We start from the raw sequence: 17,034 nt of genomic DNA, 5'->3' as shown, positions 1-17,034 counted from the left end.
TTCCCCAATCTAAAAGCTTTTTTCTATATTTATAGTCAAAAACTGAATTCATGATAACATCAAAAACTATTTCAAATGGGATTTTAAGAGCTTTAGCAACAATCCTGGTCATTGGACTAATCTTATACTTTTTATACGAAATACAAACCGTAATTGTATATCTGTGTATTTCCCTGATATTGTGTTTGATTGCAAATCCACTGGTACTGTTTTTAAAAAACAAATTAAAATTCAGCAATTCATTAGCCGCAACAACCGCAATTATACTTTTTATACTTTTACTTGTTGGCTTTATTTTCTTATTTGTACCATTAATCATTTCCCAGGCTAATAATTTAGCACTTTTAGATACTAATCAGCTTCAGACGCAGTTTATAGAAACCGAAAAAAATATTGAAGCTTATTTTAATATCCAGCATGTGGATTTGAATAAAGTTCTTAAAGATTCAAAAATTACATCGGCAATTGATTTTAACTATTTTACCCGTTTTATAAACTCCATCATGAATTTTATGGCTGATCTGGGAATGGGTTTAGTTTCTGTCTTTTTTATTACATTTTTCTTTATTAAAGACCAGCAGAGCTTTAAAATAGGCGTCAGAAATATTCTTCCGGATTCAAATGAAGACAAAATCATAAATTCCATTATCAAAATCAATCATTTGCTTACCCGTTATTTTATTGGATTGTTGCTGCAGCTAACTGTTGTATTCATATTGTACTTAATTGTTTTACTGATTTTCGGAAATCAAAATGCTCTTGTTATTGCTTTTTTATGTGCTATTTTAAATATCATTCCGTATATCGGTCCCATTATTGGTACAGTCTTAGCTGCAATTCTTACTATGATCAGCCTGATTGGAAATGATTTCCGGTCTGAAATTTTACCAACTACAATATATGTTGTGATTGGATTTTTACTGGTTCAGGCGATTGACAACAATATCAGCCAGCCTATCATTTCATCAAAAAGTGTAAATTCGCATCCTCTGGAAATATTTCTTATTACAATAATAAGCGGAATTACTTTTGGAATTGTTGGGATGATTATTGCGATTCCGGTTTATACAATGCTGAAAGTAATTCTGAAGGAGTTTTTTCCAGACAATAAAATTGTTTCCGTTATAACAGAAAAAATCTAACATTGAACAATTCAATTTTAAACACAAACATACAAGATTTTATATCTCAGAATATTGGTGCTTCTGTTACAAAATTAGCACTTCAGAAAAATCCTTTTCCTGAAACTGACTGGATTTTGATTCTAAATCAGATTGAAGCCAAAACCAAAGCCAAAGATAAATTACCAACGTGGTTTTCGACAGAAAACATTATTTATCCTGGTAAAATATCTGTTGAACAAACTTCTTCTGAAAAAACTGCAGCTTATAAAGCTTCTTTGATTTCAGGAAAAACTTTGATAGATTTAACCGGAGGCTTTGGAGTAGATGATTATTATTTTTCTAAAAAATTCAAAGTCGTTGCGCACTGCGAAATAAACAAGGAGTTATCAGCAATTGTAAAATATAACTTTGGACAATTAGATGTGAAGAATTGTTTTTGTTATGCAGATGATTCTGCAAATATCTTAAATGAATCAGAACCAGGTTTCAAATGGGACTGGATTTATATTGATCCATCCCGTAGAAATGATGCAAAAGGCAAAGTTTTCATGCTAAAAGACTGTTTGCCAAATGTTCCTGAATCTTTGGATTTTTACTTTGAAAAAACGGATTCAATTTTAATTAAGACTGCACCATTATTAGACATTTCAGCAGGCTTATCAGAATTGAAATTCGTAAAAAACATTCATATTATTGCTTTTGAAAACGAAGTAAAAGAATTGCTTTTTGAAATACATAATCATTTTTCAGGCAGAATAACCATAAAAACTGCTAATCTTTTAAAGGATAAAACCGAAACTTTTGAATTTGTTCTGGGTGAATTAGAATATTCATCATTTGATTTACCTATGAAGTTCCTGTATGAACCTAATTCGGCCATTATGAAATCGGGTGGTTTTGATGCTGTCAGTGTTTTTTTTCAAATAAGTAAACTTCATAAGCATTCTCATTTGTATACTTCTGATAAATTAATTGATTTTCCCGGACGCCGTTTTGAAATAGAAAAAGTGATTTCATACAGCAAAAATGATATGAAAGCAGAACTTTTAAATCAACAGGCCAATATTACCACACGGAATTTTCCTGACACTGTAGAAACGATTCGAAAAAAATGGAAAATAAAAAACGGAGGGAATTTATATTGTTTTTTTACAACTGATAAAAATGATAACAAAATAGTTTTAATTTGCAGAAAAATAACTTAAAAATGAAACATCTAATTACACTAACTTTTTTTCTGTTAACCTTTACCGCATTTGCCCAAAAACCTTGTGAATATAGTACCAATGTAACGGATTCAATTGGTACTTATAAAGTTACAAATGAATATTTGATCAGTGAGAAAAATTTTGGTAATACTTCTAATTATATCTTTTTTTCTTTGGCACAAACTGATGGTCTGCCTACATTAAATTTACAGTCAATCCAAAAGAGCAAGGACTTTATAAAAGCCAATTGTTTTGACAAAAACTCAAAAGTGTTTTTACAATTGCAAAATGGCAAAGTTGTTACTTTAATGCACATTAATCAGGAGAACTGCGGAACGCTTCTTCGTGATAAAGAATATAACAACAGAATCAATACAGGGATTTTTATGTTTGTGAAAGATAATTATGAAGAATTGAAAAAATCTCCTGTGACAATTATGCGTATTAAATATTTAACTGACACTCAGGACCACATTGTAAGAAGTGAACTAACCTCTGAAATGAACGGAAAAGTATATCATCCTGATACTTATTTTATGGAAAACATCAGGTGTGTTGAATAATCATTTGCAGTCCCATTTTTGGTTAGAAACTTTATCTTTTAAACCTGTTTTTAAATTATAATGCCACCATTCTGAATCAAAAGAATTAAAGCCGTTTTTAATCATTACTTTTTTAAGGAATTTTCTGTTCGATAAAACTTCTTTCGAAAGTTTAGTGTAATAATGTCCAGCCTCAATCCCGAAGAAATCAAAGGGAGTTCCCATATCAACTTCTTTTCCTTTGAAATCAACAATAGAAATATCAACGGCTCCTCCTCTATTATGGATGGAGCCTTTTTTTGGATCAGCTACATACTCCGGATTCGAAACTATCTCCCACATTTTTTTCTGAATAGATAGTGGTCTGTAACAGTCATATAGTTTTATTTTATAGCCTTTTTTCATAAAATCCTTGTTAGCTTGTACCAGTGCCTTAACTGTTTTTAGTCGTAAAAAACATTCGGCACAATCATAAACTTTAGCTTTCAAAAAATTATCCTCAGTAGCATATTTCATATCATAGATAAAATCTTTACTGTAATCTTTCAAATTTACAAACGTTGTATCAGCAATGACCACTTCAGATTTACAGACCTCATTTTGGGCATTGGAAAAAATAATCCAAAAAAAGGAAACCTGAAAAAACAAAAATTTGATGATTTTCGACATAAAATAACATTTAAAATTGACTGGCTTTATTAAAAAAGTAAATATAAGAATAAAAAAAAGTGAACCTTTAATGATTTTAAAACAAAAAGCCGGAAGAAAACTTTCCGGCTATGAATATTAAAATTTATTGCGCAATCAAATTTCCCCTGCTGTCAAAATGTTATCATGCCCCCCCTTGTCTTTCAACATTCGAAAATGTGAGCGTATAGCATGGTGAAATGGATAAGAGGTATAAGGAAGACCATATTCTTCTGCATATCGCTTTATTATGGGTGTAATGTAAGGATAGTAAGTATGGCCTACTGATGGGAAAAGATGATGCGCTACATGATGTGTAAAACCGCCATATAAAAAATTAGCCAGTTTGCTATTGGTACTAAAATCCTTTGTTACAATCATTTGGTGCAAAGCCCATGTAGCGGAAAGATTTCCTTCATCATCTGTTCCGGGAAAATGCGCATCCTCATCAACATGTGTAGAAACAAGCGCTACTACACCCAGTGCGCTTCCGCACATGTGCATAGTAATCCAGCCCAATAAAATAATATGCCAAGGCTGGTTTAAAACTAACATTGGAATAAAAAGCAGGTAAAAAAGATTAATAGCTTTTGCAGTAAACAGCATATAAACTTCTTTTGTTGGAATTTTATCTACTACTTTCTTTACGTAGTTATCTTTTTTGCTAAAGAAGTCTTTAAAATCCCTGATATAAATCCAATTAAGACTATACAGTGGATAAATAAACCACATGTATATATGCTGATATTTATGATAATGATATAGCGGGCTATTAGGAAAAATTCTGATGATATCGCTTTGTTTTATGTCTACATCCCAGTCGGGAACGTTTGGATAAGCATGATGAAGATTAATATGACGACGTGTCCAAAGCCAGTGATTACTTCCAAAAAGCTCCAAAAGATACATAAACCATTTATTATGCTTTGATTTTTTAAACAATGCTCCGTGCGCAGCATCATGAAATGCATTAATAAATAATACGATCATCGTAATTCCGGATAGAATATAAAATAAAAATAATAAAGGAGTGCTGTTTCCAAGCCAGAGAATACAGGCATAAAATAAAAAGAAGAAAACAACAAGTCCTAAAGACTTTATGATATTAAACTGGTACAACGAGGAATTTTGTAAAACAGTTTCATTAACTTCTTTGCGAATCTTTTTAAAAAAATCATCAGTGCCAGGTTTTAAATAAATTGGGCGATTTAAATGTTCCATAATGATTATTGATATAAATTCTTACATCAAATTTAATAAAAAAAGTTAAAACGCGCTTAAACAACACTTTACATAAAAAAGTAATATTATTCAATTAAAAAAAATACTGCTAATCTTCAAATTTCTAAACTTATTCTAATAGTTTCATTATGATCATGATTTTATTTTATTTTATTATATTTATAGGCAATACTGTAATTTTTATCTGAACAACTTAGAAGCAAACTGTTTTAAACATCTTCGCCATGTAAGCCACTCATGAGCTGTTTCGGGCGATTCGTAGTATACATATTTAATTTTCTGCTGGTCTAACATCGCTCGAAAAGCCCCAACAGATTTAGGAAAAGGGCTAGGTTCCTTAGTACCTAAGCCTAACCAAAAAAGTTTGATTTTTTTATTAATAAAATCACCGTCTTTATATTTTCCGTTTAAAAATGCAGAAGGGTCAATCACATCTGAACTGGGATAGTTTGATGTACCGCTAAATCCGCCATATTGAGAAAAAGTATCCAGATGTTTCATCATAATTCTCATGGTTTGATTGGCTCCCATAGAAAGACCGGCTATAGCCCTATTTTCACGATTAGCAATAGTTCGAAACTTAGTGTCAATCATTGGAATAACTTCGGTGATTAAAACCTCTTCGAAAACAGAAACTAACTGTTCTTTTTTGTCTCGATTATTATTTTGTGTTTTATAAGCATATCCGTTATCCATTACAACAATCATAGGAACTGCCTGTTTTACAGCAATCAGATTATCTAAAATTAAATTCGCTTTTCCCTGAGCAGACCAGCCTGTTTCATCTTCAAAACTTCCGTGCTGCAAATAGAGTACCGGGTAATGTGTTGTTGCATTTTCATTATAGCCCGGTGGTGTGTAGATGAAACAGCGTCTAAAAGAATTTGTTAGCCTGGAGAAATAAATATTTTCACTTACCAAACCATGCGGTATATCTTTCAGAGCAAAAAAATCCTGATCTTTAGCAGGAATTTCTATCCCACTCCCTAACCGGCCGGCACCATAAAAATATAAAGTTCCCGGATCAGGGACGGAAGCACCATCTATATTTAACTGATAATAATGAAATCCTTCATCCTGCGGATTAGAATCCCCTGTCCAGGTACCTTTATCGTCTTTTACCATGTCATATTTAACACCGCCAAGATCTAGCTGTACTTTATTGGCCTGAGGAGCAGAAATTCTTGCCCGCACCCTGCTCTGTGAATTTACTTGTGGATATTGCTGCCCAGGCTGATTAACTGATGAAGGTTTGAAATCCTCAACAATGGAAACCTGACTTGCCTGCGAAAAACCTAGAAAACCTGATAAAATAAATGCGTATAACATTACGACTGTATACTGTTTCATATTTTTACTATATTTTAGATTAAATTTATTTAACTACCGGAGGAATAATTTGGTAGTTACCGCTAAGATGCATCAGGCTAAAGAGATACATTAGCCCATCATAATAGGGATCAAAATAACCATCTTCGTAAGGTTCAAGCTTAGCATTCCAAAGTGCATGAACAAAATCCATACTTTTTTTATCAGGGTTCACCAATGAAGCTGTAGCTGAAGTTCCTACTAAGCCTATTGAGTGTCTGAGTTTTTTGACCGGTCCGGCCTGCAGAATAAAATCTGGTGTGGAACCATCAAGATTGTATTGATCTACAAACGTTTCTATTCCTTTAGACCTGAGGAAATTTTGAAATTTTACAGCATATTCTTCCTGCCATTTTTTATCTTTTCCGTACCACGTATAATCCATTGCAATATTCATAGGGACACGCCATGAATCGTAACGAAATCCGGGAGGCATCCATGGTGTTGGATGTGGTTCTCCGTTAAACTCAGTATAATCTGAATTTAAGCCTGTAACAGGATGACATGCCTTATGCAGAAAATTACGTGAAACTTCTGCACATTCTCTATAAAACTGCTCATGGCCATCTTTGGCATACAAAGCCCATATTTCATAAAATGCCGGAACATGATAGGATGGATCTGTCCAGTTATACCCGCCTCCTTCCGGTACAAAAGATATTTGCTTATGCTTTGTATTGATGATATTATAAATATTACCAGTACCATCTTTTTTCCACATAGCATCTAATATTTTTCGTGCTTCATTGTAATAATTAATCCCTGTATCATTACCCCATTTGTTAGACGCAAAAAGCAGGCTGGTTATGTAATATAATTCCCCATCAGATGCAGAGCCGGCAGAATTTTGTTTTTTGGTTTGTGGATTTACACTCCACGCAAAATAGCCTTCTCTTGGTCCATCCTGATGCTGCATGTATTTTACAGACCACCGCCAGATACGGTCGAAAATCTCTTTTTTATCGAACTGGACCGCAACCATCATTCCGTATGACATTCCTTCTGTACGCGCATCTTTATTTTTCACATCAGAAACATATCCCAAAGAGTCCCCTTCTTCAAAATACACTTTATTTGGCCCTTCAAATACATCATAATAGGCTTTTGCTACTTTCTTGTCTATTTCAGCCTGGCTATAACCTGCTTCTTTAAACAGATTCCGGCAATGAGGTATTTTGGATTCTACTTTCTTCTTATCCTGGCAGATGGCTAAAACAGGTATTATTAATCCGAAAATGAGTATTAAAAATCGCGTTTTGACCAAGTATTCGGTTTTGGAATTTTTATTTATTACCATATTTTTTTGATTTTAATTTTTAATTCTAAACCAATCAAAGTCAACAAAACCGCCTGTTTCTTTTGTGGCATAATTAAATAACCCAAAACGATAGCCCATAAAATGCGGAATAGTGTACTTCATTTTTAAAGTTTCGCCTATCGGGTTCCAAATCTTTCCATCTAAACTATAGAAAAAATTAGCTTCATCTTTTTTATTCGTAAAATCACAATCAATCCTGAAATAAATCTGGTCCTGATGCAAAGGAATCTGCTGAACTTCTGCAGCTTTATCGTTGTTGGTGTTTACCATTACGACTGACTTTTGAATTCCTTCAACTTTCACCCCTACTAACCCATAATCTTTTTGCAAAACACTTAATCCGGCAAAATCTCCGTCTTTCATTTTGGAAACATCCAATGAAACAGAACCTGCACTTGTGGGTCCAATAGTGCGTTGTGTAAGTGTGTTTCTTGCCAGAAGAAAATCAGTATCAATTCTTCCCGTCTTAAGTCGCAGGTACCCTTTTCTTTCTTTTACGGACCAGAGTGTATTATCCGGGTTATGGTTCCATTGCCATACTAATGGAAGTGCTTCTTGTCCCTTCTTGCGATTAAATTCATCGGTAGCAACGATACCAGGAATTAATCCTTTGCTAACAGGTAGTTCTAATGTTTCAGACACTTTTCCATTTTCCCCTAATATTGGCCAGCCGTTCTCCCATTTTACAGGAACCAGATAAGGAATTCTCCCTACTGCACCAAAATCGCGAAAAAGATAGGAGAACCAGCGTCCGTCAGGCGTATCAATAAGTCCTCCCTGTGCAACGCCTAAATCCTGTAAACCTACTTTTCCTTCCCATGGTCCATTAATATTGTCAGCTCTGTGTATGACAACAGTACGCATTCCTCCCTTTGGCCAGCAAATGTTAAACAGATAATATTTCCCGTTTACTTTAAATAATTGAGATCCTTCTGAACCCAGCATAATATTGTCTCCTGCAGGCTTACTGGCATTCTCAATAATGACTTTTTCGACAGAACCATCTTTTATTCCTGTGAGACCCTGATTTAATTCAACCAGTTTTATTTTTTCGGATCCATAAATTAAATAAGACCTGCCATCATCATCAAAAAACAAAGAATGGTCATGATAGGATGGCTTAAAAGAAATTCTTTGCCAATTTCCTTTTTCAATATCTTTTGTTTTAAATATATAGGTTTCCCCGGTTGTTCCCGAAAAAGTTGTTACGTAATACACTCCTTTATGAAAACGCAGGCTACTCGCCCAGGATCCTCTTCCATAAGTACTTTTACCGTTAGTTAAATTTAATTCCGGTATATCGGCTAATATATCGTAAGCATAGTTAATAAGTTTCCAGTTAACCAGATCCGTAGATTTCATAATGGGCAGACCAGGGTTCATATGCATTGTAGTACTGCTCATATAATAATTTTGACCTACCCTGATTATAGCCAAATCGGGAACATCAGCAAAAACAGTCGGGTTGTGAACTTTTTTTTCCTGAGAAACAGCCGTTTGAATAATTAAACTTAAGCAGATTAGGATGAAACTGATTTTATTTTTCATGAGATTGAGATAAAATGTATTATTTGATTTTATTTACTCCCTTGGTAGTTTGTATTACTTTTTGAATGGTACCATCCGGGTTATAATACATGTAATCTACACAAACTGAACGTCTGTAGCTACCACCGGTAGGTAAGGCTCCGTTATGGTAAAAAAAATATGATTTACCTTTATAATCTATAATTCCGGGATGCGTTGTAAAACTATTAGTTACATTTTCCTGGATAATTCCCTGATATGTCCATGGTCCGTCCGGGCTCTTAGCAGTGCAGTATTCTATCATTTCCGGTTTTGTACCTGCACTTGCATATACTAAATAATATAGATCTTTTCTTTTATATACCCAGGGCCCTTCAATATAGTTTTTGGGTTTGAAAGTAGTAATTGCCCCTACCATTTCTGTCATATTTTCTTTGAGCTTAACCCATTTACAGCTCCCATTTCCCCAAAATAGATAAGCTTGTCCATCATCATCAATAAATACGGCAGGATCTATATCATCCCATGCGTATTTCATATCTGTAGTCATTTCATTAATTATAAGCGCCTTACCTATTGCATCTCTAAAAGGTCCGGTTGGTCTGTCTGAAACCGCAACACCTATAGCTGCTCCGCCTTGACTGACTTCGCTTTTTTTATGAAATGTAGAAACAAACCAATAAAATTTACCATTTCTTTCGATACACTGTGCTGCATAAGCATCTCCTGTAGCCCATGAAAAGGTATTTGGCGAGAGTGGTGCACCATGGTCTTTCCATGTTGCCATATCGGTTGTAGAAAACACATGCCAATCTGACATTTTATAATTGGTATCTGCTTCGGTTGCTACGTCATGCCCTGTATATAAAAACAAGGTGTCTTTATGGATAATAGGTGAAGGATCGGCTGTGAAAATATGTTTAATGATAGGGTTTTGTGCTGTTATTTCAAACGTCGAAATACAGCAAAACACCAATAGAATTCTGGTATTCAATTTCATGCTCGTAGTTTTTTGTGTTATAATTAATTATAGTGGTTTTCTCATTTTTATTTATTCTTTTAACCAGAACTTAACGGAAATATTCAATACTGCAAATAACATTTTGTTTTACATATAGTTATTTTATTCATTATGTAATGAAAAAGCCGAAAGGGATTTGAACTTCCGGCTTTAATTTAAAAACTAACACTAACTAACATTAGCTATAAACTACTACTAATAGCACATAACCAATTATTAACTTTTAAATTCTGCTTAAAATTATTTCTAACGCTTAAGTCTGGCATCAATACATCACAAATAAGGAAATCTAAATTCAAGATCTTTTAAGTAAAAAAAATACATCTATAATAATAAGTGTGTTTATTACAAATATAAAAATAATATTTCAATACACAATCGGTTGTTTGATATTTTTTTATTGATTTTTAATAATTTATTGAATATAAAAACATACTATTTATTTATATATTGAATATTTTATATTATCGATATTAATAAAAAAGACTCCAAAGCAAATCTATACATTAATAAAAACATTAAAAATTTGTAAATTTTTTAAGAGTAAAAGAGAAGCACATACAAAAGTGATTATGTTACTTATGTTTTCAGATAGGTTTTTACTTTTTTGATATTCCGACAAATAAAAAAGACAACCGGTTTCTTATTTTTTACAAAAAAAGGTATTGATTACAATTAGTTAAATGAAATAAAAAAGGAGTTTAACTCAGTGGAAATGAGTACGTGTTTTTAACTGTGAAGGTAAAATACTAATTAATATTTAATAGATTTACCGCAATCAAATTATGCTTCAAATATGCTATTAAACGCTTCAAAATTGACAATCTTATTTCAACTTTCAAGCTATTTTTACGTTTAGTTTTTATTAATATGGATAAAAAAAGATTCATTTTCTGATAAAATCTATTACAAATAATTTTAAAATCGGTATAAATGACTAATGAAATAAAAACAGCATCTTTATGAGTAATACATCACAAAAACTTTCAGTACTAGAAAAAATAGGTTATGGTTTAGGTGATTTTGCTGCAAATTTGATTTTTCAGACATTGCTGACCTTTTTAGCTTTCTTTTACACGGATGTTTATAAAATTCCTGCAGGAACGGCAAGTGTTATTATTTTTATTGGTGGTTTTATAGGTGCTTTTTTTAATATCATTATGGGAATTATTGCTGACCGTACCAGAACACGGTGGGGCAAGTTCAGACCCTGGATATTATGGACCGCTTTTCCCTTTGGAGTAGCTGCTGTACTCTCTTTTTTAACTCCTGATTTTGGATTAAGCGGCAAGATAGTCTATACATTACTCACTTACTTTTTTTTGGTATTAATTTATGCGGCAAACAATTTACCCTATGTGGCTTTAAGTGGTGTCTTAACAGGCGACATGAAAGAAAGAAACAGTCTTTCTTCGTATCGATTTGTAGCTGTAATGATTGCTCAGTTTATTATTCAGTCCCTTCTATTACCATTAGTCCTGATTTTAGGGCATGGCGACAAAGCTGTTGGCTTTAAAAACACAATGCTATTATTCGCAATTATCGGGGTAATTTGTCTGCTTATTACTTTTTTTACTACAAAAGAAAGAATTATTCCCAAAAAGAATCAGGAATCTTCCATAAAACAGGATTTTATAGATTTATCAAAAAACGGTCCCTGGTTTATTATGTTACTAGTTACCATTTTGGTATTTATAACTTTATCCTTGAAAGGCGGAATGTATGTTTTTTACTTTAAATATTATTTAGATCCTGCTGCACAAACTGTTTTTTTGAAAAATATTGGCTTTACTACATTTATAGGCTATTTGAATAATTTTTTAACGGGAATGGGATTAACAGATCTCCAGTGGCCGAAAGATATTCCTACTTCTGCATTTAGTCTCTTTAATGCTGGCGGAATTCTTTTTATGATTTTTGGAATTATGTTTTCAAAGTCTCTCGCAGATTCCTTTGGCAAAAGAAATATCTACATTACATTCATATTTTTATCTGCTATAAGCTTATTACTTTTTAATTTTTACAGCAAAACAGCTATTACAATGGTATTCCTAACCCAGTTAGCACACGGATTTATTTACGGAGTAACAATTCCCTTACTATGGGCTATGATTGCTGATGTAGCTGACTACAGCGAATGGAAAAATAACCGAAGAGCGACAGCAACTGTTTTTTCGGCTATGATTTTCGGATTAAAAATTGGTATAAGTATCGGAGGGGCACTGGGAGCCGCCTTTTTATCTAAATATGGCTATGTTGCCGGAGAATTTCATCAGGTATCAGCAGCGCTTGAAGGAATTAAACTATCAATAAGCATTTATCCGGGATTTATTTTTATCATAAGCGCCGTTTTATTGTGTTTCTATGTAATAGACAAAAACATGGAAATTGAGATTGAAAAAGATTTAAAAGAAAGAAGATAAATCGTCTCTGAGCACTACAAAAAGAAGGAAACATCTAAATAATCCAAAATAAAAAACACAATAAATCTTACAATTAAAAAGCGCAAAAAATTAATATATTGAAAAACAAATAGTTGGTTTTCAATTAAAATAGTATATATTTATTATAATTTTACTAATTATTATATAAATGTCCCAAAAAAAATGTTTTAGAATCTGTGCCATATTATTCTTTACAATGCATTGTTTGTTTTCTCAAAATACATTTGAAAACTATCAATTTAGACTCGTAAGTAAAGAAACTTCAAAAAGTGGTATTTATACCATTGCACAGGATCAATCCGGAGTCATTTGGATTGGAACAAACGGAGCAGGTTTGTATAAATTCGATGGAGTAAATTATATTGCGTATGAGCAAAACTCCAAAGCAAACAATTCTATTAACAGCAATCTTATTTACGTTGCATACGTCGATACACGCAACCGATTGTGGATAGGTACAGACGAGGGATTGTGCCTGTATAACAGGAATTTGAATACTTTTGAAAATATTGATATCCAAAAAAAAAACGGAAGAGAAACGATAATTTCCGTTAAAAGCATTATCGAAGACAATAATGGGAATCTTTTCTTAGGAACATTTAATGGGGGGTTATTGAAACTCAATACAGAGTCCCGAAAAATTACTCAAATAAAACTCAATATCCCAAATTCAAAAAACTGTCTTATCAATTGTCTGGCAAAAGATAAAAATGGCACTATATATTTAGGTACCAATTTTGGATTAAAAGCAGTTGACCCTGTAAAAAATGAGATCAAAAAATTAGAAATTAGTCAGGCAGATCAATTACTTACTGGTACATTAGTATCGATGTGTATCGACAGCAAACAAAATTTATGGATAGGAAATGGTTATAAGGGGCTGGTAAAAGTAGATTTAAATGTTAAAACCAAACAGGCTGTTTTGTATCCCATCACCCAAAAAAGAATCATGTCCTTACTGGCAACAGATCCTAAAACAATTTTATGTGCAACCGAAAATGATGGACTAATCATTGTAAACGATGAGGGTGCAATTCAAAAAAAGTATGTAAACAGTAAATTCAGTACCCGCAGCTTAAGTTCAAACTCTGTGTGGTCTTTATTTTTAGATAAAGAAAAAAGAATCTGGCTGGGCTATTATAACAAAGGCTTAGGTGTATTTGACAAAATAAACAGCAAAGTAAATATTATAGAAAGCCTACCGGGAAACCCTCAATCATTACAAACCAGTTGTGTCACCGGTATTGCCAAAGATAATGAAGGCCAGTTATGGATCTCGATGGAAGGCGGAGGAGTTGATGTTTATAATCCGAAAACTAAACTTTTTAGACATATTACCAAATCTGATTACAGCCTTTATTCCGGATTAACTAATGATAATATCACGAATGTTTTTATAGATAAACATCAGAATATTTGGTTATCAAGCTGGAATGAAGGCATTTTTGTTTTAAAGAAAGGAAGCAGAAACTTTATTAATTACAATACAAAAAACACTCCAGGTCTGACTTCAGACAATATCATGAGCATAGCACAGGATTCCAGAGGCGTAATCTGGATAGGAACTTTTGCAAAAGGGCTTCATTATTACACCCCATCGGACGGCCAGTTTCATCATTGTGATTCTAAACCATTTTATACAAATGGATTAATTAATTTAGATATCAGAAAAGTGATTGCTGATTCTGACAATGCCGTCTGGGTTGGTTCGACAACCGGCCTGTACAAAGTTAATACAGATGATTTCGTCACTTTTTCAGTAACTTCTTTTCGGAATAAAATGTCTGAAAAACTTAAAAATCACAAAAGCATTCATACTATCAACACCTTATATCAGGCCACAAACAAAGAAATATGGATTGGTACTGATGGTGCCGGATTATTTAGCTACAATAAAAAAACAGACCTGCTACAATGGTATATTAATTTCAAAGGGCTGCATGAAAAATCAATTTCATCAATTTCTGAATCTAATGATGGATGTATTTGGATAAGCGGAAAAAAGGGAATTACCAAACTGGATTTAAAAAGCAAAATTTCCTTCAATTATTCTGCGCATGACGGACTTTTGGGAAATGATTTTAATAATAATTCTGTATTAAAAGATAAAAACGGACTGCTTTATTTTGGAAGTTACGAAGGCTTAAATTACTTTAATCCTGCAAGTTTAGTTAAAAGTAAAAAACAGCTTCCAATTTACTTAACAGATTTAAAACTTTTTAATAAGTCTGTTGCGCCACTTGAAAAAAATTCGCCTTTAATTAAAGTCCTATCTGAGACTAAAAAAATAATCCTTAAACATGATCAGTCTGTATTTACAATTGATTTTATCGCCATCAATTATTCTTTTCCTGCCAGAAATGAATTCGCTTATTATTTAGAAGGATTTGAAGACTCTTGGAATTATGTAGGCAATAAACGTTCAGCCACTTACACTAACTTAGCACCTGGGAATTATGTTTTCAAAGTAAAGGCTTCAGAAAAAAATGGAGTCTGGAGCCATAAACCATTGGAATTAAAAATTGAGATTTTACCGCCCTGGTGGAAAACATCGTTTGCTTACCTGTTTTATTCTTTATTACTTTTTGCTGCAGTTCATTTTGCCAATCAATACTATCAAAATCGTTTTAAACAAAAACAAATGATAGAATTTGAACAGAAAAAAGCCATCCAAATTGAAAAATTAAATAATAAAAAGTTGCAGTTCTTTACCAATATATCACATGAGTTCAGAACTCCCCTCACCTTAATTTTAAATCCGTTAGGAGATATAATCAGAAATCACAGTCCTGAATTACCAGAAGGTGTGCTCAATAAATTGAAAACTATTCAAAAAAGTTCAGACAGGCTTTCCAGGCTAATTAATGAGTTAATGGATTTTAATCAATTGCAGTTTAACAAAATGACCATTAAACTACAGCTGCTTGAAGTAATTAACTTTACAAAAGAAATTGTCAGTTATTTTGATGAAGAAGCATTCAGCCGTGGTATTGATCTGCGATTTGAGTCTAACAAAACATCCTTGAAAGACTGGATAGACCCTAAAATGTTCGAGAAAATTATTTTTAATGTAATCTCAAATGCTTTTAAGGTTACTCCCGATAATGGCATAATAAAAGTAAAAATAGTAGTCAATGAAGAAGATACAAATTTTCCTCTGATAAGTGCAGTCAATACTTACCCCTCATTTGAGATAATTATTGAAGACACTGGTGCAGGACTGGATAAAAAAGACATTAAGAGAATCTTTGACCGTTTTTACCAGGTAAACAACTTAAATAAAGCATATTATGGAAGTACGGGGATAGGATTAGAAGTTGTTCGCGGATTTGTGGAATTACATAAAGGAATAATCGAGGTAGAAAGTGAATTGGGAGTTGGTACCACTTTTAAACTCCTATTTCCTGTTGGAAAAGATTTTTTTAATGACAATGAAATATCATTTGAGGAATTTAAAAAGGAGAAAAAAATAAGCTATACACCTGTAATTGAAAAAACCGAGGAACAATCACAAGATAATGAGGAAAAGCAAGATAGAGTCTATACCATTTTGATTGTTGAGGATAATGTTGAGCTACGAAATTATTTAAAAAATGAACTCAAAAAAGAATATAAAGTTCTAGTCGCTGAGAATGGTCAGGTTGGTTTGGAATTAGCCTTGCAGAAATTACCTGATTTGATTTTGACAGATGTAATTATGCCGGTTATGAGTGGCCTGGAGTTGTGCAAAAATATCAAGGCAGATTTAAAAACCAGCCATATTCCGTTAATGATGTTGTCTGCAAAAGCGTTAGTTAAAGACCGATTAGAAGGGATAGATTCCGGAGCGGATATGTATTTGAGTAAACCTTTTGATATGGACATTTTGAGGTCAAGTCTGGTCCGGCTCATTAACAGCAGACAGATTATGTTTAATAAATTCTATAATGGAATTACGCCAAAAGCTAAAGAAAAGACCACTACTTTAGACAATGAATTTATAAAAAACATTCTTAGTTATATTACTGAAAATTTAAGTGAAACTGAATTAAGCGTTGAAATTCTGGCTTCGAAGGTTTTTTTGAGCAGAAGCCAATTATATCGAAAAATTAAAACCCTAACCGGTGTATCTGTAAATGAATTTATACGCAATGTTCGTTTGGAAAAAGCAAAAGAATTAATAGAACTTGGAAATGACAATATAACAGAGATTAGTTATAAAGTTGGTTTTAGCTCTCCTTCCTATTTTACAAAATGCTATAAAGAAAAATACGGTCACCTACCTAAACATAATAACAAACAATAATTTTTATGAAGTATTATTTAGACGGCATAGCCGTCTTTTTTTTTGTTATATACGAAACAAATAATTTGTTTATTTAAACTACTTTTTATTAGTTTTTCTAAAACAAATTACTCTACTATAACTTTAGATTTAATTTCAGATTTTATCCTCAATATTACTACATATTAATAAGTAGTGCTTTATTTTTTACATACTTAAATTTAAAAGAATACTTATTAATAATTCTCAATTACTTTTTTTCTCTTAAAAACAATCCTAAAGATAAATT

The 17,034-nt window shown here is 32.6% G+C and carries 11 protein-coding genes; 5 read left to right on the top strand and 6 right to left on the bottom strand.

Going from position 1 to position 17,034, the window contains the following annotated elements; translation table 11 throughout:
* Positions 1–50 precede the first annotated feature (50 nt).
* Genes GXM16_RS21620 through GXM16_RS21610 form a run of 3 tightly spaced genes read left to right on the top strand, consistent with a single transcriptional unit; the run spans position 51 to position 2,895 of the window.
* The gene (locus GXM16_RS21620; protein ID WP_163396577.1) at positions 51–1,142 is read left to right on the top strand and encodes an AI-2E family transporter; all 1,092 of its coding nucleotides are present in this window, start codon (positions 51–53) and stop codon (positions 1,140–1,142) included.
* Between the two features lie 2 nt (positions 1,143–1,144).
* Positions 1,145–2,329, top strand: coding sequence for a THUMP-like domain-containing protein (locus GXM16_RS21615; protein WP_163396576.1), 1,185 nt, complete (start codon positions 1,145–1,147; stop codon positions 2,327–2,329).
* A gap of 2 nt (positions 2,330–2,331) precedes the next feature.
* Positions 2,332–2,895: a hypothetical protein gene (locus GXM16_RS21610; protein WP_163396575.1), complete on the top strand. Its 564-nt coding sequence runs from the start codon at positions 2,332–2,334 to the stop codon at positions 2,893–2,895.
* On the opposite strand, the gene GXM16_RS21605 is transcribed toward GXM16_RS21610, so the two are convergent.
* The 6 genes from GXM16_RS21605 to GXM16_RS21580 all read right to left on the bottom strand — a co-directional run bounded on the left by GXM16_RS21605 (position 2,896) and on the right by GXM16_RS21580 (position 10,016).
* Complete coding sequence (locus GXM16_RS21605) at positions 2,896–3,543, bottom strand: M15 family metallopeptidase (RefSeq protein ID WP_229684202.1); 648 nt, start codon at positions 3,541–3,543, stop codon at positions 2,896–2,898. It lies immediately after the preceding gene.
* Positions 3,544–3,678: 135 nt separating this feature from the next.
* Positions 3,679–4,782: a fatty acid desaturase family protein gene (locus tag GXM16_RS21600; RefSeq protein WP_163396574.1), complete on the bottom strand. Its 1,104-nt coding sequence runs from the start codon at positions 4,780–4,782 to the stop codon at positions 3,679–3,681.
* 201 nt (positions 4,783–4,983) lie between these two features.
* Positions 4,984–6,153, bottom strand: coding sequence for an alpha/beta hydrolase-fold protein (locus GXM16_RS21595; RefSeq protein WP_188726529.1), 1,170 nt, complete (start codon positions 6,151–6,153; stop codon positions 4,984–4,986).
* 25 nt (positions 6,154–6,178) lie between these two features.
* Positions 6,179–7,468: a family 8 glycosyl hydrolase gene (locus tag GXM16_RS21590; RefSeq protein WP_163396573.1), complete on the bottom strand. Its 1,290-nt coding sequence runs from the start codon at positions 7,466–7,468 to the stop codon at positions 6,179–6,181.
* A 12-nt stretch (positions 7,469–7,480) separates the two neighbouring features.
* A complete protein-coding gene (locus GXM16_RS21585; protein ID WP_163396572.1) occupies positions 7,481–9,037 on the bottom strand; it encodes a glycoside hydrolase family 43 protein in 1,557 nt (518 codons plus the stop codon).
* A 19-nt stretch (positions 9,038–9,056) separates the two neighbouring features.
* Positions 9,057–10,016, bottom strand: coding sequence for a glycoside hydrolase family 43 protein (locus GXM16_RS21580; protein WP_163396571.1), 960 nt, complete (start codon positions 10,014–10,016; stop codon positions 9,057–9,059).
* 983 nt (positions 10,017–10,999) lie between these two features.
* Here GXM16_RS21580 and GXM16_RS21575 point away from each other — a divergent pair.
* On the top strand, positions 11,000–12,460 hold the full coding sequence (locus GXM16_RS21575) for an MFS transporter (protein ID WP_163396570.1): 1,461 nt from the start codon (positions 11,000–11,002) through the stop codon (positions 12,458–12,460).
* 169 nt (positions 12,461–12,629) lie between these two features.
* Positions 12,630–16,766 carry a hybrid sensor histidine kinase/response regulator transcription factor gene (locus tag GXM16_RS21570; RefSeq protein ID WP_163396569.1) on the top strand — a complete coding sequence of 1,379 codons (4,137 nt, stop codon included), beginning with the start codon at positions 12,630–12,632 and terminating at the stop codon, positions 16,764–16,766.
* Positions 16,767–17,034 lie beyond the last annotated feature (268 nt).

The sequence above is a fragment of the Flavobacterium limi genome, from assembly GCF_010645075.1.
Classification (GTDB): domain Bacteria; phylum Bacteroidota; class Bacteroidia; order Flavobacteriales; family Flavobacteriaceae; genus Flavobacterium; species Flavobacterium limi.
The sequence above is the reverse complement of the archived record's forward strand: the minus strand, read 5'-3'. Positions and strand labels throughout refer to the sequence as shown.